This window comes from Bradyrhizobium sp. UFLA05-89 (assembly GCF_059803475.1).
Genome location: NZ_JBANBA010000025.1, coordinates 1 through 24,076 on the forward strand (window position 1 = coordinate 1; position 24,076 = coordinate 24,076).

The 24,076-nt window shown below is 56.1% G+C and carries 20 protein-coding genes; 8 read left to right on the forward strand and 12 right to left on the reverse strand.

Annotated features, from left to right (window positions below):
* Together SO139_RS15505 and SO139_RS15510 are read right to left on the reverse strand one after the other, a co-directional pair.
* Window positions 1–168, reverse strand: a 168-nt coding sequence (locus SO139_RS15505) for a sugar phosphate nucleotidyltransferase (RefSeq protein ID WP_498540217.1), incomplete at its 3' end; no start/stop codon positions are given.
* Window positions 165–1,484: a methyltransferase domain-containing protein gene (locus SO139_RS15510; protein ID WP_474799980.1), complete on the reverse strand. Its 1,320-nt coding sequence runs from the start codon at window positions 1,482–1,484 to the stop codon at window positions 165–167. The genes SO139_RS15510 and SO139_RS15505, both read right to left, overlap by 4 nt.
* 244 nt (window positions 1,485–1,728) lie before the next feature.
* On the opposite strand from SO139_RS15510, the gene rfbC (SO139_RS15515) reads away from it, so the two are divergent.
* Window positions 1,729–2,259 carry a dTDP-4-dehydrorhamnose 3,5-epimerase gene (gene rfbC / locus SO139_RS15515; RefSeq protein WP_449383049.1) on the forward strand — a complete coding sequence of 177 codons (531 nt, stop codon included), beginning with the start codon at window positions 1,729–1,731 and terminating at the stop codon, window positions 2,257–2,259.
* Window positions 2,260–2,342: 83 nt separating this feature from the next.
* On the forward strand, window positions 2,343–3,182 hold the full coding sequence (locus SO139_RS15520; RefSeq protein WP_474799938.1) for a thioesterase domain-containing protein: 840 nt from the start codon (window positions 2,343–2,345) through the stop codon (window positions 3,180–3,182).
* Window positions 3,183–3,426: 244 nt separating this feature from the next.
* Here SO139_RS15520 and SO139_RS15525 read toward each other — a convergent pair whose 3' ends face one another.
* From SO139_RS15525 to rfbC (SO139_RS15560), 8 genes are all read right to left on the reverse strand, one after another.
* Window positions 3,427–4,758 (reverse strand): DUF4910 domain-containing protein, encoded by a 1,332-nt coding sequence (locus SO139_RS15525; protein ID WP_474799936.1) that lies wholly within the window; start codon window positions 4,756–4,758, stop codon window positions 3,427–3,429.
* Complete coding sequence (locus tag SO139_RS15530; RefSeq protein WP_474799934.1) at window positions 4,755–5,807, reverse strand: NAD-dependent epimerase/dehydratase family protein; 1,053 nt, start codon at window positions 5,805–5,807, stop codon at window positions 4,755–4,757. Before SO139_RS15530 ends, SO139_RS15525 begins: the two co-directional genes overlap by 4 nt.
* 93 nt (window positions 5,808–5,900) lie before the next feature.
* A complete protein-coding gene (locus SO139_RS15535) occupies window positions 5,901–6,902 on the reverse strand; it encodes an SDR family NAD(P)-dependent oxidoreductase (protein ID WP_474799932.1) in 1,002 nt (333 codons plus the stop codon).
* A complete protein-coding gene (locus SO139_RS15540) occupies window positions 6,899–8,089 on the reverse strand; it encodes a DegT/DnrJ/EryC1/StrS family aminotransferase (protein WP_449383064.1) in 1,191 nt (396 codons plus the stop codon). The genes SO139_RS15535 and SO139_RS15540 overlap by 4 nt, the downstream gene beginning before the upstream one ends.
* 198 nt (window positions 8,090–8,287) lie before the next feature.
* Complete coding sequence (rfbA, locus tag SO139_RS15545) at window positions 8,288–9,166, reverse strand: glucose-1-phosphate thymidylyltransferase RfbA (protein ID WP_449383044.1); 879 nt, start codon at window positions 9,164–9,166, stop codon at window positions 8,288–8,290.
* Complete coding sequence (rfbD, locus tag SO139_RS15550; RefSeq protein ID WP_449383043.1) at window positions 9,075–10,064, reverse strand: dTDP-4-dehydrorhamnose reductase; 990 nt, start codon at window positions 10,062–10,064, stop codon at window positions 9,075–9,077. The genes rfbA and rfbD overlap by 92 nt, the downstream gene beginning before the upstream one ends.
* 8 nt (window positions 10,065–10,072) lie before the next feature.
* Window positions 10,073–11,131, reverse strand: a complete 1,059-nt coding sequence (rfbB, locus tag SO139_RS15555) for a dTDP-glucose 4,6-dehydratase (protein ID WP_498540204.1) — start codon at window positions 11,129–11,131, stop codon at window positions 10,073–10,075.
* A gap of 10 nt (window positions 11,132–11,141) precedes the next feature.
* Window positions 11,142–11,699 carry a dTDP-4-dehydrorhamnose 3,5-epimerase gene (gene rfbC, locus SO139_RS15560; RefSeq protein ID WP_474799927.1) on the reverse strand — a complete coding sequence of 186 codons (558 nt, stop codon included), beginning with the start codon at window positions 11,697–11,699 and terminating at the stop codon, window positions 11,142–11,144.
* Window positions 11,700–12,624: 925 nt separating this feature from the next.
* On the opposite strand from rfbC (SO139_RS15560), the gene SO139_RS15565 reads away from it, so the two are divergent.
* From SO139_RS15565 to SO139_RS15575, 3 genes are all read left to right on the forward strand, one after another.
* A complete protein-coding gene (locus tag SO139_RS15565; RefSeq protein WP_449383040.1) occupies window positions 12,625–14,958 on the forward strand; it encodes an AAA family ATPase in 2,334 nt (777 codons plus the stop codon).
* 206 nt (window positions 14,959–15,164) lie between these two features.
* Window positions 15,165–17,087 carry a hypothetical protein gene (locus SO139_RS15570; protein WP_498540205.1) on the forward strand — a complete coding sequence of 641 codons (1,923 nt, stop codon included), beginning with the start codon at window positions 15,165–15,167 and terminating at the stop codon, window positions 17,085–17,087.
* Window positions 17,088–17,307: 220 nt separating this feature from the next.
* On the forward strand, window positions 17,308–18,771 hold the full coding sequence (locus SO139_RS15575) for an exopolysaccharide biosynthesis polyprenyl glycosylphosphotransferase (protein WP_449383038.1): 1,464 nt from the start codon (window positions 17,308–17,310) through the stop codon (window positions 18,769–18,771).
* Between the two features lie 69 nt (window positions 18,772–18,840).
* Here the strand turns inward: SO139_RS15575 and SO139_RS15580 are convergent, their stop codons facing one another.
* Window positions 18,841–19,224, reverse strand: coding sequence for an H-NS histone family protein (locus SO139_RS15580; RefSeq protein WP_449383037.1), 384 nt, complete (start codon window positions 19,222–19,224; stop codon window positions 18,841–18,843).
* 730 nt (window positions 19,225–19,954) lie between these two features.
* Here SO139_RS15580 and SO139_RS15585 point away from each other — a divergent pair.
* Window positions 19,955–20,344 (forward strand): H-NS histone family protein, encoded by a 390-nt coding sequence (locus SO139_RS15585; RefSeq protein WP_449380089.1) that lies wholly within the window; start codon window positions 19,955–19,957, stop codon window positions 20,342–20,344.
* 72 nt (window positions 20,345–20,416) lie between these two features.
* Here SO139_RS15585 and SO139_RS15590 read toward each other — a convergent pair whose 3' ends face one another.
* Window positions 20,417–20,662 carry a hypothetical protein gene (locus tag SO139_RS15590; protein WP_449380085.1) on the reverse strand — a complete coding sequence of 82 codons (246 nt, stop codon included), beginning with the start codon at window positions 20,660–20,662 and terminating at the stop codon, window positions 20,417–20,419.
* A gap of 721 nt (window positions 20,663–21,383) precedes the next feature.
* On the opposite strand from SO139_RS15590, the gene SO139_RS15595 reads away from it, so the two are divergent.
* On the forward strand, window positions 21,384–22,877 hold the full coding sequence (locus SO139_RS15595; RefSeq protein WP_498540218.1) for a hypothetical protein: 1,494 nt from the start codon (window positions 21,384–21,386) through the stop codon (window positions 22,875–22,877).
* Window positions 22,878–22,981: 104 nt separating this feature from the next.
* Window positions 22,982–23,977, forward strand: a complete 996-nt coding sequence (locus SO139_RS15600; RefSeq protein WP_449380087.1) for a TAXI family TRAP transporter solute-binding subunit — start codon at window positions 22,982–22,984, stop codon at window positions 23,975–23,977.
* The last annotated feature ends 99 nt before the right edge of the window (window positions 23,978–24,076 follow it).

The window sequence follows — 24,076 nt, forward strand, 5'->3', positions numbered from 1 at the left end:
TTTATAGCCAAGACACAGAACGAAATCCCGATGTCCATACTGGCTGTAGTATTGCATGACATGCCAGAGGATCGGCTGATGACCGATCGGTATCATCGGCTTCGGGATACTCTCCGAATACTCACGGATCCGGGTACCAAGTCCTCCGCAGAACAGAACTACCTTCATGGCGCAAACTCTCGCGGATCGATAACCTCTACATTCGGAATGGGCACCACCAACTTGCAGCCCCAAGAGCTCACGTGACGCATCTGTCCGACGATTTCGCTCTTCAAATTCCACGGCAAGATCAAGAGATAGTCTGGCCGCGCCTCGTCGATCGCGGAAACCGGACGAATCGGAATGTGCATTCCGGGCGTGTAGCGTCCATGCTTGTAGGGATTGCGGTCGACGGTAAAGTCGAGAAAATCTGTGCCGATCCCGCAGTAGTTGAGCAACGTGTTGCCTTTGCCAGGGGCGCCATACCCGCAGATCTTTGCACCCTTCTCCTTGCACTCGATCAGAAATGACAGGAGCTGGCGCTTGGTGCGATGAACATTTGCAGCGAATCTGGCGTAGCTCGCAATGTCCTCAAGTCCAATTTCTCGCTCGCGAGCGAGCAAGCCATCAACCTGCGGAGCTATCGCGTGTCTGCTGTCCTGATGGCACAGATACACACGTAGCGATCCTCCGTGTGTTGCAAGTTGTTCGACATCAAATATTTTCAGGCCGTGCCTGCGCGCAAGGCGATCGATGGTGACGAGCGAAAAATACGAGAAATGCTCATGGTAAATGGTGTCAAACTGGTTTTCCTCGATCAAGCGCTCAAGATGTGGGAATTCAAGTGTGACAACTCCATTCGCCGCCAGAAGATGAGCCATTCCGGCCGTGAAGTCGTTGAGATCGGGCACCTGCGCCAGCACATTATTACCGATGATGAGATCGGCCTTGCCACCTTCCAACGCAAGGCGCCGGGCAAGATCCAGCCCAAAGAACTCAACCAACGTCGGAACATTCTTTCCCCGAGCGGCCTGGGCCACATTCGCGGCTGGCTCGATTCCGAGAACGGGAATCCCCAACGGCAGAAAGTGTTGAAGCAGGTATCCGTCGTTGCTCGCAATCTCAACTACCCTGCTCTTGGGCCCGAGAGCAAACCGCGCTGCCACCGCTTCGCAATAGCGACGCGCATGCTGAACCCAGGAGGTGGAGTATGAGGAGAAATACGCATACTCCGTAAATATGTGCGCCGGTTTGACGTACTCCTGCAACTGCACCAGGAAGCAGCCGTCGCACACGAGCACGCGTAACGGAAAATAGGGCTCCATCTGATCGAGTTGATCGCCAGGCAAGAAGCTCTCGCACAGCGGCGACATCCCAAGGTCGATGAACGTCGTTGCGAGCTTTGCGCCGCATAGGCGACAACACCCCCGGGGAGACGTATCGATGCTCACTTTCGCGGTTTGGCGTGTCGCCACCTGGATTGATTCTGCTTGACTGGTAAACATCACTATTCGACGCCCTGCTCCAACGCCGGCCTTGAACCTTAAGCCAGAAATGAACACTGTCCTATAATACACACCCGCATTTAAATTTAAATATGGTTTTGCAATAATAAGCGCGCTATTTTTGTTAATTAAATCACCAAATAAACCATCTTCCGCCTGCTCTCGCCAGAAGACAAAGCCTGCGGGACGGCGGGATGAGCAGAAGGTTCCTCCCAGGTTTGGTAATCCAAAGGCAGTCATTCAGATGGAATTTTGCCCTACAGAGCTCCATGAAGCCTATCTCCTACGACTTGAGCCGGCGCACGACAGACGCGGCTTCTTCGCTCGCAGCTTCTGTGTCGAAGAATTCGTGGCCCGTGGACTCGAGGCCGATTATCCGCAGCACAGCATTTCATTTTCCGCGCGCAAGGGAACTCTGCGCGGCATGCACTACCAGAACGCCCCGTACGGCGAGGCAAAATTGGTCCGCTGCACCCGAGGCGCCATCTTTGACGTTATTATCGATATCAGACCCGACTCACCAACCTATCGCAATTCGCAGGGATTTGAGCTGTCGAGCGCGAACGGCGACCAACTCTACATTCCGAAGGGGTTCGCGCACGGGTTCCAGACGCTTTGCGATGATGTCGAGGTGAGCTACCTGATTTCCACGCCATACCAGCCTGATTTCGCCCGCGGCATTCGCTACGACGATCCGGCGTTCGGACTGAATTGGCCGCTAGCGATTGCGGAAATTTCCGAGAGGGATTTGCATTGGCCTGATTTTTCCCAATAGAGCGCACGAGCCTTGTACAAGGGTCAACTCAGTCGGCTTCTTGCTGGCATTGCAACGCAAATTCTTGAATCAAATGGTGGTTTATGGCGGCCATTCTCCAGCTCAACGCCAACTCCGGCTCTCTGGTCCAGTTGAGAACGGGCGCAGCGGATGCGCCGCTTTTCCTCTTCTGCGGAGGCGACGGCAACCCCCACGGCCTCTCAGCACTGGCATCGCGCATACGCAACTCAAGAGCGTCGATTGGCATCGATTTTTGTCGAGGCGACAGTCACGGTAAGTTACCTTCGACGGTCGAAATTATGGCGGATCGCTGCTGCTCTGCAATCCGCGCGTTTCAGCCTCGCGGGCCCTATCACCTTGTTGGCTATTCGTTTGGAGGCCTAGTCGCGATCGAGGTTGCGCGCTTGCTTCGGCAGTCGGAAGAGGAGATTGGGCTGGTAGGACTAATCGATACTCGGTTCGACCAACGCTTCTGGCCGACGCGTATTTTTCTCCGCTCACAAGCGCACCTGATCTACCGACATCTCGCGATCCTTGTCGGAGTACCACTGAACCAAGTCGTTCCGACGTTTTTCCAACGCTCTCGGCGACTGGTCTATCGCTTGCTGAGACGACAAATGCCTGCCTCTCGACCCACCTCGACGACACCGGTGGAGTCGATGAGCGCTATCGAACAACACTGCAGAGCACTGATGGCCGAATACCGTCCAAGGTATTATGCGGGAAAGATCACTTCGTTCGAGGCCGACAATCACGATGCGTACGGTTGTAGCCCGGCCGAGCTCTGGCAGGGAATGGCTGCTGACATCGAATGCCGGTCGATAGTTGGCACCCATGTCGGCATCGTGACTGACAGCGCATCGCTCAATGAGCTTGCCGCGGCCCTCGACTCTGCTCTTATGGCCTGCCTACCGCCCCCTTGAGCTTGGGATTTTCAACCATCTCGGCCTTTGCAGTGGAGCCGCCGGCTCGACCGCAATGCGGTTTCCCTCATTCTCGTTTGACCTATTTGCGACGTGCTTCGGATTCCGGTCACCCGAGAGATGACGCGGCGTGTTGGGCGGTGCCCCCGAAAAAAGCCCTGCGTCACGATCTCGGCGACTCTCTCTCATCCAGACCAGCGCTCCACTTGCATACTGATTGGAGCTGGCATCGTTACCCAAGCATCTATTTTGGTTGAGCAACGAACAGTGGCCTCAAGAGCCCGCTCTGATACAGTTGTTGCGCTGCGCCCCCGATTGCAGAAAATGGCAAATTAGCACGCTCGGCAATGTCAAGTAGCGAATGCGCTCCATCAGAAAGGTTCAGTATCCACAGCATAGCCATGTTGGCAGCTACAGCGCCCTTGTCTCCGCCGACCGGTCCATAGAGTCCGCGCCGTCCGAGTTGGGGCTCGCATTTCGGCAGTGTGTTGCAATACACCCCGTTGTTTTCCACGATATCGATTGTCTCGGCAATGAGGCGGTACGACAGGGACAAGTGGTTGGGTGCAATGAAATCGAGATTGTCGCCCGACGTATGGTACTCAGGAATTTCACCGAATTTGCTGCGCTGGAAAAGCCCTACCGGCAAGTTAAATCCGGGCGAACAATACTGGCGTTCGTCATAGCCGTAAGGAGAAAAGTCAAGGATCGTCGGCGTCAGCCCGGAGTGATGCATCGCATGGATAACCGCCCGATCGATCTCGCTATCGCCGCGCCGGCTCTTCTTGTAGGTTGGTCCGCCACCATCTCCAACCATGGAAACGATCAGCCCGTGCTTGATGCGTCGGCACCGATCCTCGTTGCGCGCTAGCCACGTAATCGCGCCGATCGTACCAGGCGCAAACAGAAACCGGTAAGTATATCGCGTCGGCAGTCCCTTCATCCGCTTCGCAAGCTGTGTCAGCAGCGCGATGCCGGAACAGTTGTCGTTGGCGAGCGAGGGGTGGCACACGTGGGCCGAGAGCAAAAATTCATCCTCGGATTCGCCCTCGTGCAGATACTCGCCGTATGTCAGGTATCCGTCCTCGAGGGTCGAGTCGATGACGACCTCGTAGGTCTCGTCTCTGAGCCCCTCAAACAAGCGGTGGCTCATGCAGAATGCCCAGTTCTCCGCGTAATATGATGTTCGATAAGGGATCCGGTCGGGTTGATCCGGCAACGTGTAGACGTGCTGCTTCAACTCGCTCAGCGAGACATGCTTTCGCACCGGCACGCTATAGCTCATGACATGCAGATTTGACCGAGCGAAGTCGAGAATCTTCTCGCCCCGCTCATTCTTGATATACGCATCGCGAATATTCCATTCGCGGGGGACGACCCAGTCGAAGACCGCGGTTCCAGTTGGTACCTCGTGGATCTTAAGATCGATATGCGTGCCGACCGCACGCAGCGTTTTCCGTACCCCATCTCCGGTGATGCTACGGCAGATCGGGTATATCTCCGCAGCAAAGGCGAACAGATCTTCGCCAATATTTTCGCTCAGAAGCAATTCGTTCAACTTCAAATGATCATTCATACTTCAGCTTGAAGATGCTGCTTCGCGTAGCGCAAGTCCCGATCAAGCACTCCGTCGCGGACGAGCTTCCGAATATGGCCAATCCGCTGATATCGCGCTCCTTCGAACTCTTCCAAGGTCACGTTGGACAAACGATAGGCCCTGTAAAGCTGCTCAGCTCCCATTCGGGCATCCCAGCGCGGCTGGAATCCCGGCAACTTGCGCCCGATCTTCTCAAAATTCACCCGGTAGGAACGCGCATCTGGACCCGCACCGTCGGCCAATTCGATCCTGCAATTCGGCACGACGCTCGCGACGATTTCGGCCAAATCTCGAATTCGATAATTGTGGGCGGTCTGGCCGACATTGAATGCTTCATTGAACACAGCCTCGGCCGGCGCCTCCAGGGCGGCAATGAACGCTCTTGAAATGTCTTCGATGTGGACGATCGGACGCCACGGCGTGCCATCCGACTTCAGATGAATCTTCCCCGTCGTGAACGCCCACGCAACCAGATTGTTCAATACGATATCGAAGCGTAGCCGCGGTGAGAGCCCGTATGCCGTTGCGGGCCTCAGATATACCGGACAGAATCCATTTCCGGCCAGTGTCGATATACCTTGTTCGGACGCGACCTTGGATTCGCCGTAGGCCGTCACGGGATTGAGAGCGGCGGTCTCGTCGATCATCTCATCGCCGGCTTTCCCATAGTTGCTGCATGAAGAGGCAAATACAAAGCGCTGCACGCCGGCCTGCTTGGCTACCGCAGCCATTCGAACGCTTGCGCGATGGTTGATTTCGTCCGTCAGCTCAGGCTTCAAATTTCCAAGCGGATCGTTCGACAGCGCAGCAAGATGCAGTATTGCATCATAGCCGACGAAGTCAGCCACCTCCACATCTCTGACATCCTTCTGAATCGTGGGAACATCGAGAATCGAGCCGCCTGCCGAGTATGTGCATCGAGAATAGAGATTACTGTCTAATCCGGTCACTTGGTGGCCAGCGCTGACCAGCATTGGGGTCAAGACGGTACCGATGTAGCCAAGATGTCCAGTTACAACAACTCGCATTTCTTCCTCTCCAAGTAGTGTCTTTTCAGGAACGGGGCTGCCTCACGCGTCCTGGCCAAGCATCGCACGCTCGACCGTCGACAGTCAGCGAACTCACGAAGCTATCCCCTGTTGCTCACGGGCGGCCGCGAACCCACGTTCGGCGCGCCACCACTTCACAAGATCAGATAGCCCCCGCTCAAGTGAGATCGTGGCGCGAAAGCCCAGAAGACGTTCCGCCTTGCCCGTGGCAGCCAAGCGGCGCGGAGCCGGATTCGCCGAGCGTTCGGGTGCGAATTGCGGAACTACCTCGCTACGCCCCATCACTGATGCGAGTGCTGAAGCGAGCTGCACGATGCTTGTTTCGATGCCGCTTCCGACGTTGAACACCTCGTCGCTGACCCTTGCCCGCGCAGCAAGGATGTTGACACGTGCGACGTCGCGTACGTGTACTAAATCCAACGTCTCTTGGCCGTCGCCAAAAATCACGGGAGGCATTCCGACTTCCAGCCGCTCCATCCACCGAATTAGCATCTCAGTGTAGCGTGCGTGGATATTCATCCGACTGCCATAGACGTCGAAATATCTGAACGCGACATAATCAAGGCCATACATATCGTTGTAAGCACGCAGCAGTCCTTCAATACACGCCTTCGCAGCTCCATATACCGTCCGGTTGCCATACGGATTCTGACGCTCGGTCGTCGGAAACTCTTCAGCCATGCCGTATACCGACGCCGACGACGCCGCGATGACCTTCTCGACGTCGTGCTTCACACAGAGCTCAAGCAGCTCGAAGGTGCCATTTACCATGACATCCATCGCCATCCGCGGTTCGGCGGCACAATGGGAGTTTCGTAGTGCCGCTTGATGAAAGACGATATCGGCGCTCTTGACCAGCGCCGCTACCAATTGGCTATCGCGTAGGTCCCCGTCGACCAGCCGCACCGGCCCTCTCGTCAGCGGCCGTCGAAGATTCTCTGGTCGACCAGTCGACATATTGTCGAGCCCGACGATTTCGGTGCAGCCCTCGTCGCACAGCAATTCTATGATATGCGAACCGATAAACCCGGCGGCACCAGTAACGAGAACGCGTTTACCCTTGAGGTCAATCAACACCACTCTCCTGCTGCTAACCTGTTAGGCCTTGTCGCAACGACTTTCTTCTGGAATGCGCCATCATCGCGGAACACTTGAGCTTCGGATCCCGCGATCGTCTTCAGTTCGGCTGCGATGGAAGTGATTCGGTCCGGCGACAATTCCGGATAGATCGGAAACGAGAGAAATTCCCGCCCAAGTCTCTCGGTCACCGGGAGATCGCCAATTCGATATCCAAGTTCGACGTATTTCTTCTGTAGATGGACCGGGATAGCGTAGTGAACACCAACCCCAATCCCAGCGTCGCGTAGCTTCTCGATCACCTTATCACGACATTGAAACCTGACGGCGTATACATGATAGACATGTCGGCTATGGCTGGATGGCTGCGGATGCGCGAGTGACCTATCCGACAACACCCGATCATACTGCATGGCGATGGACCGACGAGCTTCGGTCCAGAACTCAATATGGTTCATCTTAACGTTCAGCACGGCAGCTTGAATTTCATCCATGCGGTCGTCATATGATGATGGGACAACCTGATCACTGTTGTCGCCCTGCTTCCAATCGAGCAGCCGTGATATCCGACGGGCAAACTCGGGGTGATTTGTCGTCACGGCCCCAGCTTCGCCATACGCTCCGAGATTCTTGTCGGGGTAGAAGCTGAAACAACCGAGGTCCCCGATCGAACCAGCTCGCCGGCCCTTGTACTCGGCGCCGTGGGCCTCTGCCGCATCCTCGATGACAATGAGACCGTGCCGGCGGGCCATCGACATAATTCGGTCCATGTCGGCCATGAGTCCATGTAGGTGGGCCGGCACTATTGCCTTCGTCCGCGGTGTGATTGCCGCCTCGATCGAGGCCGGGTCCATCGTCCACGTGACTGGATCGACCTCAACGAAAATCGGCGTAGCGCCCCGGCGGACAATGGCAGCCGCTGCTGCAGCGGAATTCATTGACACCGTGATCACCTCGTCGCCCGGTCCAACTCCGGCCGCCAACAATGCCAGATGGAGTGCCGTCGCGCCGCTATTGACGGCTCGGCAATAGCGGACGCTACAATAATCGGCAAAGCGCGCCTCGAAGACGCCAACCTCAAGCCCGCGCGCAGATTGCGCACTTGCGATAGCACACGCTATCGCGGCTTCGATCTCCGGCCCGATCGTGCGAGCTTGTGCTTTCAGGTCCAGGAACGGGATCAATTCAGCTACCACGATCGTCGTTCTATATGATTTAATAATTTAATGTATCACTATCATTAAATCAAATAAATTGTAATAATCTGGCGACAGATAGTATTAACGGCAGATTTTCGAACCGTCCCGCAGGTTTCCCGTTCGGATTGTCGATTCAGTCCTGGGGGCGCCGCAGACGACGCCGGATTGTGCGGCACTCATTTTCTATCTGCGGTCGATATGCGCGACCTCATTTAGATACGTCCCATAGCCGCTTTTCTCTAACGATCTCGCCAGCGCGACGACCTGGTCGCGATCGATGAATCCCTGCCTTAAGGCGACTTCCTCGAGACAGGCAACCTTCATCCCTTGCCTTTTCTCAATGGTCTGCACGAACATCGCCGCGTCAATCAGCGACTCCACTGTGCCGGTATCCAGCCAGGCGAAGCCTCGTCCCATCCGCTCAACGTGGAGCGCATCGGCCAACAGATAGCGCATCTGCAGATCGGTGATCTCCAGCTCGCCCCGTGCCGAGGGCTCGACACGTTGTGCATATCGCACGACGCGGTTGTCGAAGAAATAGAGGCCCGTGATAGCCCAGTTCGATTTCGGAACCTTTGGCTTTTCTTCGATCTGAAGTGGACGATCGGCGTCATCAAAGGTAACGACGCCATATCTCTCAGGATCTCGCACGTGATAGGCAAAAATCGTTGCACCTTCCTCACGACCCGCAGCTCTGGCGAGGAGTGCACTTAGCCCGTCGCCGAAGAAAATGTTGTCGCCGAGCACCATCGCAACGCGATCGTTCCCGATGAAATCGGCACCAACAATGAACGCATCCGCAAGTCCGGCGGGACGGGGTTGCTCCGCGTACCTGAGCCGAATCCCCCATTGGCTGCCGTCGCCCAGCAGGCGCTCGAACTGACACCGATCTGAGGGCGTGGTGATGACAAGAATCTCGCGGACTCCTGCCAACATCAGCGTCGACAGCGGATAATAGATCATCGGCTTGTCATAGATCGGCAGCAACTGTTTGCTGACAACGTGCGTGATCGGATAAAGTCGCGTTCCGCTGCCCCCAGCCAGCACGATTCCTTTCAGCATCCGCTTCTCCTTCTCCGACAAGTTGATCGAGACAAGTTTCGAGAGAATGGCGCCACACCGGCAGCCGTATCCCGAACACGCGTTCGGCTTTGGACGAATCCAGGCGCGAATTCGGCGGCCTCCGGGCAGCGGTCGGGTGTTCTTCCGTCGTAATTGTTTCGAGTTTCGGAACCTGAAGTCCACGACGGGCGAGGCCATCAAAGATCGCCTCAGCAAAACCGTGCCAGGTCGTTTCGCCCTGCGCTGCGAGATGAAAGATGCCGGAGCTTGCCCTGCGATCAACCGTTACCGACCGTTCCGCAATGTGGAGCAGCGCTGCAGCTAGATCCAAGGCGGACGTCGGCTTTCCGTGTTGATCCTGAACAACCCTTACCACCGGCTGTGTTTCGCACAGCCGCAGCATCGTTCGAACGAAGTTGGTGCCAAAGGGGCTATACAGCCATGAGCATCTGATCACTGTCGCAAGCGGATGCGCCGCTAGAACGGCAGCTTCGCCCGCAAGCTTTGACTCGCCATAGACATTTATGGGAGCCGGAAGATCGCTTTCGTCATAGACGCCCGACTTCGCACCGTCGAAAACATAATCGGTTGACAGATGAATAAGCGGAATATTCCTCCGCCATGCGATGTCTGCCAACGTAGCGGCGCCATCACGGTTGATGCTGTACGCATTCGCTACTTCGGACTCAGCGCGATCGACTGCTGTATAGGCGGCGGTGTTGATAATGATTGAGGGGGCAATCGAATCGACGGCTTTTTCGATCGCTAGACCGGCCGCAAGATCGAGCTCCTTACGACCAAGTGCGACCACGGGCAGCCCGCGATCGACACCGAGATTGTAAAGACACCTGGCTAGCTGACCATTGCGACCGGTGACTAGGATGGATCTTTCCGTCATTTGCGACCTCAATGTTGGGCAACCAGAAGCCCCAGGCGCGAGCCCTTGTGGATTTCCAGGCGTGCGCGTTCCCACCACGCGCGATTCCTAAGATACCAACCAACGGTCTCGGCTAAGCCTTGCTCGAAAGTTCTCTTGGGTTGCCAGCCAAGTTCGCGATGAGCTTTCGACGCGTCGATAGCGTAACGAGCATCGTGGCCCGGACGATCTGCTACAAAGGTGATCAGGGATCGCCTCGCCGACAAACCAGGACATAGCCGGTCGAGCACATCGCAAATCTGGGTGACGACGTCCAAATTTGAGCGTTCTGCGCCACCGCCAAAATTGTACTTCTCTCCGATTTGGCCTCTGAAGAGCAGCTCGATCAAACCAGCTGCATGATCCTCGACATGGAGCCAGTCGCGCACGTTGCTACCGTCGCCATAGACCTGCAACGGCTTCTGCTCGATTGCGTTGAGAGTGGTCAGTGGGATCAGCTTCTCCGGGAATTGAAACGGCCCGTAATTATTTGAACAGTTCGAGACCATAGTGGGCAAGTCGTAGGTTCTGCACCAGGCAAGTGCGAGGTGGTCCGATGCCGCCTTGCTCGCTGAATATGGCGAACTGGGCTGATAAGGCGTATCTTCGCGAAAGCGATCCGACGGCCCCAGCGAGCCGTACACTTCGTCGGTCGAAACGTGGACAAAGCGAAACCGCTTCCGGCGTGCAGCAGAAAGGCCAACGTAATATCTCTTGGCCGTTTCCAGCAGAGTATACGTGCCGAGTATGTTGGTGTTGATGAATTCCGCCGAGCCGGTGATTGACCGATCGACATGGCTTTCGGCTGCGAGATGGATGACCGAGGTCGGCTCGTATTTGGTGAACACGAGGTCCATGGCCGCCTGGTCGCAGATGTCGTGCTGCTCGAACGCATATGAACTTAGCCCCGCGATCGACGACAAGGAGGCGACGTTGGCCGCATATGTCAGCTTGTCGACATTGACCACTGAAGCTCCATGCTGCAGCATCAGTTGCCGACACACTGCAGAACCGATGAAGCCCGCCCCGCCGGTTACTAGGACACGCATGCTCTCTCCGTTATTCGAAGATCGAATTCAGCTGGTTGAGCGTAGGAAGCGTTCGATCTTTTGGTGACACCTGGGCTTCAGACACGTCGACCGGCCACGTAATCGCTAATGCGGGATCGGCCCAATAGAGCCCCCCGTCATGAGTCGGAGCGTACACCTGATCGACCTTGTAGAAGACCACGGTTTTTGGCTGCAACGTACAGAACCCGTGGGCGAATCCCTTCGGAACAAACAACTGCTCTCCGCCTTCGCTATCCAACTCGACCGCAACATGCTTGCCGAAGCTGGGCGATGAGCGTCGGAGATCAACCACCACATCGAGGATGGCCCCGCTTAGCACCCGGATGAGCTTGGCCTGTGCAAACGGCGGACGCTGGAAATGCAAGCCGCGGACCGTGCCAATCCGGTCCGAACTCGACTGGTTGTCCTGAATGAAATCGTGGAGAATTCCCTTCTCCGCGAAGGCGGACCGTCGAAAAGTCTCGCAAAAATAACCGCGGGCGTCGCGGAATCGATCCGTTCGGATCATCTTGACGTCAGGAATCGCCAAACATCGCATTTCCAGCATCAGCGCGTCCTCCGATTATACCGGCCCTCTATCTTCCGAGGGAAAGTCGGCCAGATCTGCGATGCGAAATTTGTCCGTCACGCAAAGGCGTCGCATCTGATGCATTCGAATCTCCGAACCTACGCTCATCGAGTCTCGTGCCTCCAACCATTGCAGTGCGCGATTTCGTGCTCGCGCACGCGAGCCTGGTCGTCGAGCGAGCTCCCGTTCCTCACCTTCGGGACGATGATCAGGCACCCCCCCGCCCCCCAAATAGAGCAACCGAATATCTGTTTGCCCTCCGCCGCTGCTGCTCCAAGAGTCCGACAGAGAGTGTCGATCTGGCCCAAGGACAACTCCAACTCGACCATGCCTGGGGGAGCCGGAGCAATCCACGCGGCCGGCGGAGACTGAATATCGATCATCGAAGCCTCCCCGTAGAAGACCAAAAGGCACGCACAACGGATCGACCTCCTCCGACCGTGCAGACGGCGCAAACGAGGCTCGGCAGCACTGCCAGTTGAACAACCGCAGCGCTTCGAGACGGGCTGCCCAAGTAGCGGCGGTTGTCTGGGAATCGATCAGCTGCGAGCGCCGTCGAAGCGGAGGCTGCCAAACATCGCACTTGCAACATCGAAGCTCTCTGACTTTGCTCGCAATTAAATCCATTATTACAGCACGAAGCCCGAAACCGGGTTCATGGCTGCGAAGACGATCAACGCGAATGAAAAAATAGCTCTGTAATTACCGACAGTTCCACTCCACAACCAACTCGTGCACCTTCAATCGAACTACGCAACCCGAGCCCAAATAATATCTCAATACTATTTAATTTGGCAATTGCCATTTTACCAGATATATTTCATTTAAATGCCAGACGCAAAATACAGACGCCGGTGCAAGCGGCTGCGCCGTCGTGGTTGCGCCAACCGAGAACAGGTACCTAATGCTCCAGAGCAATCTCCCACAGACCGACAGGGCACGCCTGCAGCTGAGTGGGCAGACACAATTCGATCAAATCGAAGGCGGGGGGATCGCCGATCTCGTCAAATACGGCATCACCTTTGTAAGACGCCAGTATCTCGTGATCATCGTCACCGCGGCGCTCGTAGTGGCTGCCACGACACTCTATCTTCGAATGGTCCCCCCAACATACACGGCACAAGTTCAAGTCCTGTTGGCGAGTCCGAGGTCTCAATTTGTCCAGCAGCAATCTCTTCTTCCTGAGCCCGTGGTCGATGCCACCCAGATCGAGACACAACTGCAAATGGTCAAATCGCGAGCCGTTGCAGCTGCAGTTATCACACAGCTCAAGCTCGCCGATGACCCTGATTTTACTGGACCAAAACTGTCTCTAAGCTCCTTGCTGCAGCACATCCGAGGCTTGAACCTACGGAAGGACGATCAGCCCTCAGTCTCGGTCGGCGCGGGTCAACCCTCCGAACGGGAAATTGCCGCATTCCTGGACCGACTGTCTGCGTATCGTGTCGGGTATAGCTACGTCATCGAGATCAGTTTCAGCTCGAGCAGCGCGATGCGCGCGGCGGAAATCGCCAATGCCGTGGCGAACGCCTATATCAACGACCAGACAAACGCTAAGTTTGAAGCCACGCGAACAGCGAGAAACTGGCTGCAGGAACGCCTGGAAAAACTCAATGAGCAGGCCCAGGCAGCCGAGCGTGCGGTGAGCGCGTACAAGTCTCAGAACAACATTGTGTCGGCCGGCGGAAAGCCGATCGACGAGCAGCAGATCAACGATCTCAATGCCAGACTGGTGGCAGCTCGCGCGCAGACCTCTGATGCGCAGGTAAAGGTAAACCGGTACGAGGCGATTTTGCGCTCCGATGCTAACGGTTCGTCGGGCATCAGCTCCCCTGATGCGGCTGGCGCGGATGTGCTGCAGAGCCCGATCATCAATAACCTTCGCCAACAGTATCTCGAGCTTTCGCGTCGTGAGTCAGATTGGACGGTGCGGTATGGGCGCGACCATCTGGCAGTCGTCAATCTGCGAACTCGAATTCGAGATCTTCGCACGTCGATTCTGGAAGAAGTCAAGCGGCTCGCCGAGGCAAGCCGGAATGAAATGGAAGCAGCTCAGCAACGGCAACAAGAACTGGAGAAACAGCTCGCTCAGGCGGTCTCTCAATCGCGCCTGACGAATTCGGCGGAAATAACGATACGAGAGCTGGAGAGCCGAGCGAAGGGTCTTCGTGCGATGCACGAGGCGTTCCTTCAGCATTATATGGGCTCGACGCAGCAGGAAACATTCCCGATTTCCGAGACCCGGGTGATCTTTCCTGCCTCACCGCCCCAGAGCAAGAGCAAACCCAAGACGAAGATGGTACTTGGCTTGGGCATATTCGCGGGGATCGCCCTAGGCTTCGGCCTCGCTTTCATCAGGGATCTCATGGATCGGGTCTTCCGTACCTCCTCGCAGGTAGAGACCATATTGGAGCTGCCGTGCCTATCGCTAGTCCCTTTGCTGCGGCTTCCTAAAACTCTAAAACCGCCAGCCCGCTCGCAGCAAGCAGATGAGGATACGCGGCTGCGGACGATCTCAAATGTTCCGGCCATTCATCGGGCTGTTGTAGGGATGCCGCTCTCGCGGTTTACGGAGTCCATCCGTTCAATCAAGCTTGCCATTGACCATAGTCCAGCGAAAGTTTCCAACCAGGTGATTGGCATAACTTCCGCTCTGCCCAACGAGGGCAAGACTTCAATCGCAGCATCTCTGGCTCAACTCATCGGGCATAGTGGCAAGAAGGTTATCATCGTCGATTGCGATCTCAGAAACCCGTCCCTGTCTGCTGGCGTAACACCCAAAGCGCGCACCGGCATTATCGAAGTTGCGAACGGCAGCCGCTCGCTCGAGGAGACGATCTGGCGCGATCCGAAGACCAATTTGGACGTGCTTCCTGCAAGACGGGGCTCCCTGATCCACACCAGCGAGTTTCTTTCAGCCGATACCATTTGCAAGCTGTTTGAGCGTTTGCGTCAAACGTATGACTACGTCATCGTGGATCTTCCCCCACTAAGCCCCCTGGTCGACGTACGCGTCACTGCCCCCTTGATCGACTGCTACGTTTTGGTTGTCGAGTGGGGGCGAACGAAGATCGACGTCGTTCAGCACGCTCTGCATACCGCGCCGACCATATCGGATTCGTTGATCGGCGCTGTCCTCAACAAGACGGATATCAAGGCGATGACTCGATTTGATGCTTCGCGCAGAGACTATTACGATGACAGCCACTACCTTCGATATGGTTTCTCTGATTCCTAAGTTGCCTAGCCGCAAGAACGAATTCAGGTTCGGCGGCGGGCATCCTCGACCGAGGTGATCGCCTGCGGCGAGGGCCGAGTTACAAATGGTGTCAGATGATTGTCCGGCTCCTACTGCTAGCCCAACTCCTGGTCGTTGTTCTGGCCTTAGCCATGGGCGACAGCTCCCCAGCGTTGGGCACCGTGTCAGTCCTCCTTGCGTCAGCCATGTTAACCATCGGGATCTCGGTCTCGTCCTCCGTCCTAACCCGCTTTGGGATGCTCCTGCATCCTTTCTTTGTCGTTCTCCTCGCGCTTCCAGCGCTTTGGATGGTCTTTCAAGTGCTTCCGATCCCGATGCGGGGACTGGGCAACCCAATCTGGGCGACCGCGTCGGCTGCCTTGAATGAACCTTTGGCCGATAGAATCACCGTCGACATCTGGGCAACTGTGCTCGGACTTGCTTGGTATAATGCAATCGTCGCCCTCGGCCTCCTTACAGCGGTCGTCACACTCGACAGGCAGCGCGCGGCACACACCCTTTACGCGCTCGTCTCAATCACGATGTGCACGTCCGCGTTATCCATATGGGGAAAGACCAATGGTTTAGATACGCTCTTTCTTGGCAAGCCTATTCCCCTACTGATCTACAGCCCGACCGCAGCAGTATTGGGCGTTCTTCTCTCTTTGGCGATGGCGATACGTACGATCGACCAATTGCCACGTAGTCGGCAGCCACGACGACCTGCAGGCGCCCGGACGACCACTCTATCGGTCGCGGTGATCGCATTCTTGATATGCACGGCGGCGATTCTCGTTCGTGGAGATTCCACTGACGTTATTGCCGCGTTCATTGGCGCGAGCCTGCTTCTGGCCATCGTCGCCATTCGCATATGGTTCTTCGGACTCTGGGGCATGGCCGGCGTCCTTGCGACCGCCGCAGTGATCTTCGTCGCAAGCTTAACGGTCGTTCCCTTCAAGTGGGACGCGGACCTCACCATAGCGTTGTCGACGCAAAATCAGGCCGCAACCGAACGAATGCTACAGGACATCCGCCCGGGCGGATCCGGCGCCGGTACGTTCAAGGTGCTTCTGCCACTCTATCGAGATATTGGCAGGACCGCACTGCGTGAGCAGCCGACTGCCGCCTCCGCGGTTACAATTGAGATGGGGCGGGCTTTCCTTTACGGGATGTTGTTCGTCGCGGTGATCGGTGCCTTTATTTTGTTTAAGCGGTCTCTGGCGCGTGGTCACGACTATGTTTATGCGGCGCTCGGGGCAGCCGCGTCAGTCTCTCTGCCAATCATGGCGTTTACAAAAACTAGCATTTTCGATTCGGGCGTGCCGTTTCTGGTGGCCGCACTTTACGGCTTGGCTTTTAGCCAAAGCCTCCACGGACCAAGGCGCGAAATCGGTTCATCGGGCTCAGGGCTTTCAACTGAAAGCAACGATCAGCCTATGGCGGCTCGATCTGTTTTTCCGCCTTCTTTCGGCAGCTTGAGCGCGCGTGCGGCACTCTTGTCAATTGGAGTACTTCTGATCATTCAAGCGGCAGCGATTTTTTCGCAATCGCTGCATTTTGACCTCAACGTCTCGAATATGCTGGGCACGACTTCCAGCGAAGCGTCGCTGCGAAATGGGCCCAACACGACCGCGATCACGTCCGTCCCCAAAAACGACGAAATAGGGTCGCGATTACCAGTTGCAGAACAGTATCAGGCGGATGAGACCGCTCGGGACCATCTGAGCACCGATCGCCCCGCGCTCAACGTGTTCGCCAGACGATTGTACTATTCGCCGCTTCGCGGCGATCTTTGGCTTATGCTGGCAGCAACCTCGCAGCGAAGTCGGGCATCTGGATACGACACCGCAGCCCTCCTTAAGATGTCCTACTATACAGCACCAAATGAGGTGGATCTGTTCCCGCTTCGACTGTCCGTCGCCCTGGGTACGGATGCCGCCATGAAGGACCCTGAATTCCGTGATCTGATCAGACGTGACCTCAAATTTGTGCTCACGCGCCAGCCAGCTCTCAGGCCAGCCATTGTTGCGGCGTACCGATCTGCTTCAGCGGATGGCAAGAGGTTTGCCGAGAACCTGCTTTCAGAGTTCGATCCGGGTTATCTCCCGAACGTGCGTGGGCTACCGTAAGGAGCCCAAATCAACATTGGAGCAACCCATGGCATATACGCGCTGGTAGAGCTGACAAGGCGCGTATCCGAAAGCCCGGAGCGATCTTTCCCAGCCCGGCGCTTCTTCCAACGAGAAACATTTATCAGGCGTCGCTTTTTTATAGATTAAAATTTTTTTCTTGATATTATCGAACAATTAATCATACATTAAACAACAATATTTTCTCGCGTTCCCCAATATGAATTTCGTAAACAGACATATCGCAGATCGCGCCGTCGAAACCGCCGATCTGGGCTCGGACCTCTCGCTGGTCGCGCGAAAGTGGCCGATCCGTTATGATTCAATTGAGTTCGTTACGCTCTGTGCAGATGTTGCAACCATTCTGTGCGCCAGCATCGTTTCCGGCCTGCTCGCCGAAAGCGGTGGGACGGCGAATGAGCTAGGCACGTCACTCGGATACGGCATTATCGCGTCTGCGTTTTTCGCATCCGTACTCAAAGCAAATCGCCTTTATCAACCAACCGAGCTCCTTGTGCTCCGAGGTCAGGTCCGCGCCATTTGCCTGACTTGGGCTTCCTTGCTGCTTCTCGCTGTGATTGTGGATCATTTCAAGGCTCACCCGGATTTTTCGCGGGGCGCCGGCCCGTTTTTTGCGCTGCTCGGCCTGGCCTCCTTGATTGCCGAGCGGTGTGTTATCAGAACTCTACTCATAAGCTGCCTGAGCGGCAGGAAATTTGCCGAAAAAAATATCGTCCTGATTACCGATCAACCACTGTCGCTACATGCGGGATTGTCGGAGACGCTCGCGATCCTGGGCTTTCGCGTTACGAGCCGATTTAGCTTACCTCCGATTGGATTCGATCCCACCTGGCGAAAGCGACTCAGCGCTCGCGTGATTGAGCATATCCGCAGCTCCGAGATCGACGAGATTGTGGTGGAGGCTACCCCCGACCGATGGTCCGACTTGCGGGCTTTCATTGCCGATTTGAGGGTATTGCCATTCCCGATCATGTTTGTCCCGGTCGGGGCAGCCTCTGACCTGCTCCGCCACCCAACACGAAAACTCGGGAGCGCTGTTTGCGTAGAACTTCAGTCAGAATCTCTGACGGCATTTGAAAGTACGATGAAGCGAGCGATCGATCTCATTGGCGCTTGCCTGGTCCTGATTGCATCGGTTCCGTTAGTCGCGATTGTTGCACTAGCAATCAAGGTTGATTCCCCCGGCCCTGTTCTGTTCCGGCAACAACGCTGCGGCTTTAACGGCCGTATTTTTTCAATTCGCAAGTTCCGCACAATGCACGTACTTGAAGACGGACCCTATGTCGTTCAGGCCGTCCCCGCCGATCGCCGTGTCACCCGCGTTGGACGATGGCTACGCCGCACTAGCCTTGATGAGTTGCCGCAGTTGTTGAATGTGCTCGACGGCAGCATGTCGCTGGTGGGCCCGCGCCCCCATGCGCTGGCTCATGACGGACAATTCGAGAAACTCCTGCGGAGCTATGCCCTCCGCCGCCGCGTCAAGCCAGGTTTGACGGGCTGGGCACAAATTCATGGCTGCCGGGGACCCACCAATGCCCCGATTGCGATCGAGCGGCGTGTTGAATACGATCTCTGGTATATCAACAACTGGAGCCTAAAGCTCGATTTAGCAATCCTGCTACGCACGCCCATCGAGGTGCTGAGGGGACGCAACGCCGTCTGAGAACCTATTGCGGCTTTGGCTACCGTAGTACAACTATTCGGCGAAGGTTCCCAAGGCTTAATTTAATACCTAAGCTCGCTGGCGAGCTTTCCCGCTGACCTCGCCGATCTGGAACTCCTCGATCTTACGTCCGGACTTCATAGCCGCCACCAACCACCGTGGCCGCTTGCCGCGACCAGACCAGGTCTCCGAGGTCTGAGGATTACGATACTTCGGCAGTACCCGCGGATACTTCCGCCGTGGCTTGTCGCCAGGACCGCCTTGATTCGAACCGCCTTGAAACGAGTTCGCGTCCCGCGGCACGCGCGTCCCACCATTGAGCACGGCCAAACGCTTCTCTAGTTCCTGCTTTTCGGCCTTGATTCGGGCTGACAAAATGCCACTGATTTCCCCATGAAGCGACCACAGGTCGTCTAGTGACATCGATTCTAATTCCAGCTTCTTTGCGGACATGCTGTCACCCTATAATTGCACCGTACTCATATTCCCGTAATGGACATTAATCAAGCTGGATAGAGCATATCCACCTGAGAATATGGAACTGCAACAAAGGCTGAAATAGCGGCTCCCCCATGATTAATCAAGCGGTGAACTCGCGGCCGCGCATTAAACAGCACAACAAAATGCCACGGTCGGAACGTGTACTCTGGACGTTCCAACCGGGCTGATATGCTCTAGAATTGGATACCGAAGGTCAGGCTCGGCGGACCACGCGCCGGCAAGACCGGCTCCGCGATGATCCGGCCGCCCCTAATCGACTGAGGCGCCTAGGCGTTTGGCGCCTCAGTGCCTGGAGTGTGCAGCCGCTGCCTCGCAACCGGGATCGAATGATCTCGATGTCGCTCAGCACTCGTCGCCGCAATTCGATCTGGTTCTCCAGTACCTCGACGTCCCTGCACCCTGCGGTCGGCAATGCCAACTGACCCATGCATGCCTGCAGTCGGGAGAGAGTGAGATCGACGAACACAATTTTCGTCTCTTGCGCCAACAGAACCTCCCGCAGTCCCATCATTTAAAAATAATTATCGCATAATTCTTTAAAATGATTATATTTATATTTGTTTGAACGTCAATTTCAAAATGCGATTGTTCTTTCTTGCTTCCTTTTCCGCCGCTCGGAGCAAACCGAATGTCGACGGCAGCACGATGGACCTGGAGTCACCTGAACAGCGGCGAGAGCGCGATGCGCAAGGAAGATCTCGAGGCCATGGATTTCGACGAACTCTGGCTTCTTCACGAGGAGCTAACAAAACTCCTGGCTGAAAAGATCACAGCGGAAAAACAGGAACTCGAAAAGCGCCTTGCGCAACTCAATCGCCCTGAACACGAGGTCACCGGCGACAGAGGTCCGGTGGACCCGAGCACGGAACCACCAGCTCGGCGCAAATATCCAAAAGTAATACCTAAATACTACAATCCGCTCAGGCCAACCGAGACTTGGTCCGGACGCGGCAAACAGCCCAGGTGGCTCGTTGCGGCGCTTCAATCCGGACATACGCTCGAGGAATTTCAGATTCCTGAAAAGGCCAAGGAATCTGATCCGAACTCTCGGGAGCAGGAGCACGGTTCGTAGTCGACAAACAAATCATTCTTGCAGATGTTCTGGCGGATGCGCCCCTGCTCGAAGTCCTAGGCCATCTGGCCGTTATGCTGCCAGCTGATTGAATTGAGCTGCCGCAACCTGGTGAAGGTCCGCTACTTGGCTCGCAGGAAATGTTTCCCGCGCAAACACCTTGTGAGCGTCGAGCAGGTAACGATAGGCCTCGCGACTCGCATTCCGTTCGTTCAAAATTCGCTCGATCTCCCGTAGGTTGAGCAGTTTCCGTCGCATCTCAGCGATTTGCTGTTCCATAGAAACCATCGCATGTTCCCTGTGAAGATCCTGCCGCATCTTTTCCTCCCTCCGGACGGACTTGGCACTCAGAGCTTACCCTTTTGTCGAAAATTAACCAATGATATTTCAGCACCGATTTTTGATCACGATTTATTTCTATTATAGATCTTCGACCGCGTTCCGAATTCGGCAGTTTCCATGCAGTCAGCCGAACTTTGCGCGTCACAGCTTCGCAGTGACGACCAGACTGGCCTGATAAAGCACGATGATCCTCGCTGAAATGCAAAGTCTCTGAGCAATTACCCGCATCAGAACCTCGGAGATCGACAGGAGCACGGGACCTCAGACGCGGAGGTAAGCTTGGGAGCCGCAGGCGTGCGACGCTGCGCGGGGCCACTGCAGCTGCGCCCGAGCCCCGCGCCATTGCCAAGCGAAGATTGATTTCGAGAATTGAATGAAATTTAATCCATTGAAATGAAGCCGGATTTTGTTTAACTTTAAAACATAATCTAAAAAAACCGCGGGCCTTGCGCTACAAAATGCAGAGCCTAAGGCGGAACATTTGTAATCAGCTAGCCATTTCCTGACAGTTTGGTGATTTGACGTGCACACCAGACCTTTAGTCACACAGAGGCGTATATACGAGGCCTCAATCGCAGCAACCCTCCTCGCGGTGACGTGGGCGACGGAACTGCAGAGTTCCCCTAGGCAGCCGGGGAAACCCGAAAGTCCGGCCGGAGCCGAAACAAGTATCTCGTCAGGAGCTGAGTTGGGCCCCGTGACGAATAGCGGGCAATCCCGAGGACGATTTTCCGAGCAAACCTCCGAGAAAGCGCTGCGGTTCGCCCAGGCCACTAAAACCGACAATGAGGACGTACGAGCGCAGCTGTCGCAGGAGCAGCAGAAGGTTCAAGCACTGACTCAAGACCTCCGGGCATCTCGGCGCGAACTCGGAACCGTCTTGAACCTACTGAAGCAGGCGCGCGAACAATGGCTCGATATAGCGGATGCGGCAGACAGCCAGGCGACAAAACTGCGGAACTCACTACAACAGGAGAACGAGCGGGCGCAGCGCCTCGAGCAGGAGCTTGCGGCTACTCGCCGTGATCTTCAATTGCAGGCAGAGCTGACTGCCAAGGCAAACGGCGAGAGCAGCGACGTCAAACAAACCGGAGGACGCGATCTGGCTCCGGTGCAAAAGCTTCTGCAGGAAGAAAGGGATCATGCGAGCGAATTAGAGCGGGATCTTGCTACAGCCCGTCGCGATCTTCAGATACGGGCAGCATCAGCTGCAAAAGCTAGCGACGAAGAAAATCGCGCTAAGGACGCGGCAGAGAAACGCTGTGCGGAGGTTCAGGCACTCCTACAGCAAGAACGGGGCAAGGCAGAGCAGCTGGAGAAAGCTCTGGCTACGACTCGACGCGAACTGGAGAGCCAGAGCTCAGTCGCCAAAAAAACAATAGAAGAGGCCGACCAGCTAAAGCAAACAGCCAAGGCCAGCTTAGACAAGGCTAGTCTGTCCCTAAAGAGTGAACGTGATCGCGCAGAGGAACTCGCTCAGCAGCTGTCGTTAGCGCGCACCAAGCTTTATGCCTACGAGGCTCAGACGGAGACAAACCATGAGCGAGCACAGCTGCCAAGCAGCGCCGCGGAATTGGAAAAATTACTTCAACAAGAACGCGACCGATCTGGCCAACTTGAACAGGAACTCGCGATCGCGCACCGTGCCTTGCAGGCGCAGCTGGACGCAGACCGGCAATTCGCGGCAACGGAGCTGACCCCACAAGGGAGTTGGACAACATTTCTCAACTTGCCTCAAGTCAACGATCCTTTGTCGCGCGACAGCAGTCTTCAATTCTCGCGCGGGCCCTCTGCGGCGCAAGGCGTGGTGACGGCAGACCAGAACGCTGAATACCCTCCCCGATCCCATACCGCAGCCCTTGTCGCATCCGCGACATCGACGGGCACCTTTGATGATCTCCAATCGGGGACGGAACAGCAGGCGGAGATATCGCGGTTGATGGAGCACGCAACTCTGCGGCTCAGACAAGGTGATATCGGTGCCGCGCGCACGTTCCTGGAGCGCGCAAGCGAACTCGGCAGCGCCCAGGCTACCTTCGCGCTCGCTGAAACCTATGATCCACAAATTCTTCCTAAGTGGGGAGCCTACGGAACGCGCAGCGACGCGAGCAGGGCACGGGAACTGTATGCGAAGGCCGAAGCCGCCGGAATCACCGAGGCAAAGCAGCGCTTTGAAGCGCTCGGCCGATAACGCACGACGGGTAAGCGGTCACAGGTTATCGACGACTCTAATCTTACGAAACGGCTGCTGGGAGACAACTTATGCGCAAGTCGTTCAGAATCGATCCGTCACTAATGGCCACGGTATTGTCTCTACTGCTCCTCCTAGTAGAGCCCTGCTCTTGCATCGCCCAAACCCACAGCGCACATGCGCGGATGCCAACGCAGCCGGTGAGGCCGGAAGTCACTGCGATGAACGCGTGGACGGTCGGCCTTGCGGGCGGTCTCTTAGAGGGCGCTCCCATTCGCTTGGCGGCTGAAATGGCCCGCGTGGTCGATGACGGTCGAAATCTCCATGTCTTGCCCGTTGTCACGCGCGGCGCAACCGAAAACGTAAACTCGCTTCTCTACTTGCGGGGTATCGACGCCGCGATCATCAATTCGGACGCTCTGGAAGAGTACAGGAGCCAGGTGCCGGACATACAGCAGCGTGTCTCATACGTGCTCAACCTCTTTCCATCTGAACTCCATATCTTTGTCCGGCCAGAGATTCAGACGCTGCGCGATCTGGTCGGCAAAAAGGTGAATTTCAATACACAAGGAACGGCTGCGGCGTATTCGGGGCCGATGATCTTCAGCCGGCTTGGGCTCGAGGTGGAGAAGACCTTCATTCCTCACCAGGTTGCGCTCGAACAAATGCGCCAAGGCGACATGGCCGCCGTTGTTTTCATTACGTCAAAGCCGGTCGATGCCTTCCTGCGCGGCCATTGGGATCCGGGGTTCAAGTTCCTGCCTCTGCCATATGACAGCAAGTTCGAAGATTACTATCTCCCGTCCTCGCTCGAGGCGGCCGATTATCCGAACCTCATAAGACAGGGCGAACGGGTCGCCACCATCGCGGTGCCGACTGCTCTCGTCGCGTTCAACTGGCCGGTCAACTCAGATCGGTTCCGACGGGTAGCGCGCTTTGTGGATTATCTGTTTTCGCGAATCGATCGGCTGCAAGGGACCGGCTTTGATCCAAAGTGGAAATCGATCAACTTGGCCGCAACTGTACCTGGACTGACACGCTTTCCTGCCGCGCAGGCGTGGCTCGACCGCATTGCGCGTTCAAGCCAGGCCTCTCGATGAGACATGCCGTTGTCCTCGTGGCGTTCGCGCTCACAAGGATCGCTCCGGCGGAAGGAATCATGCCGCCAGTCCTAGCCGCACAGAATGGAGAAAACTGGA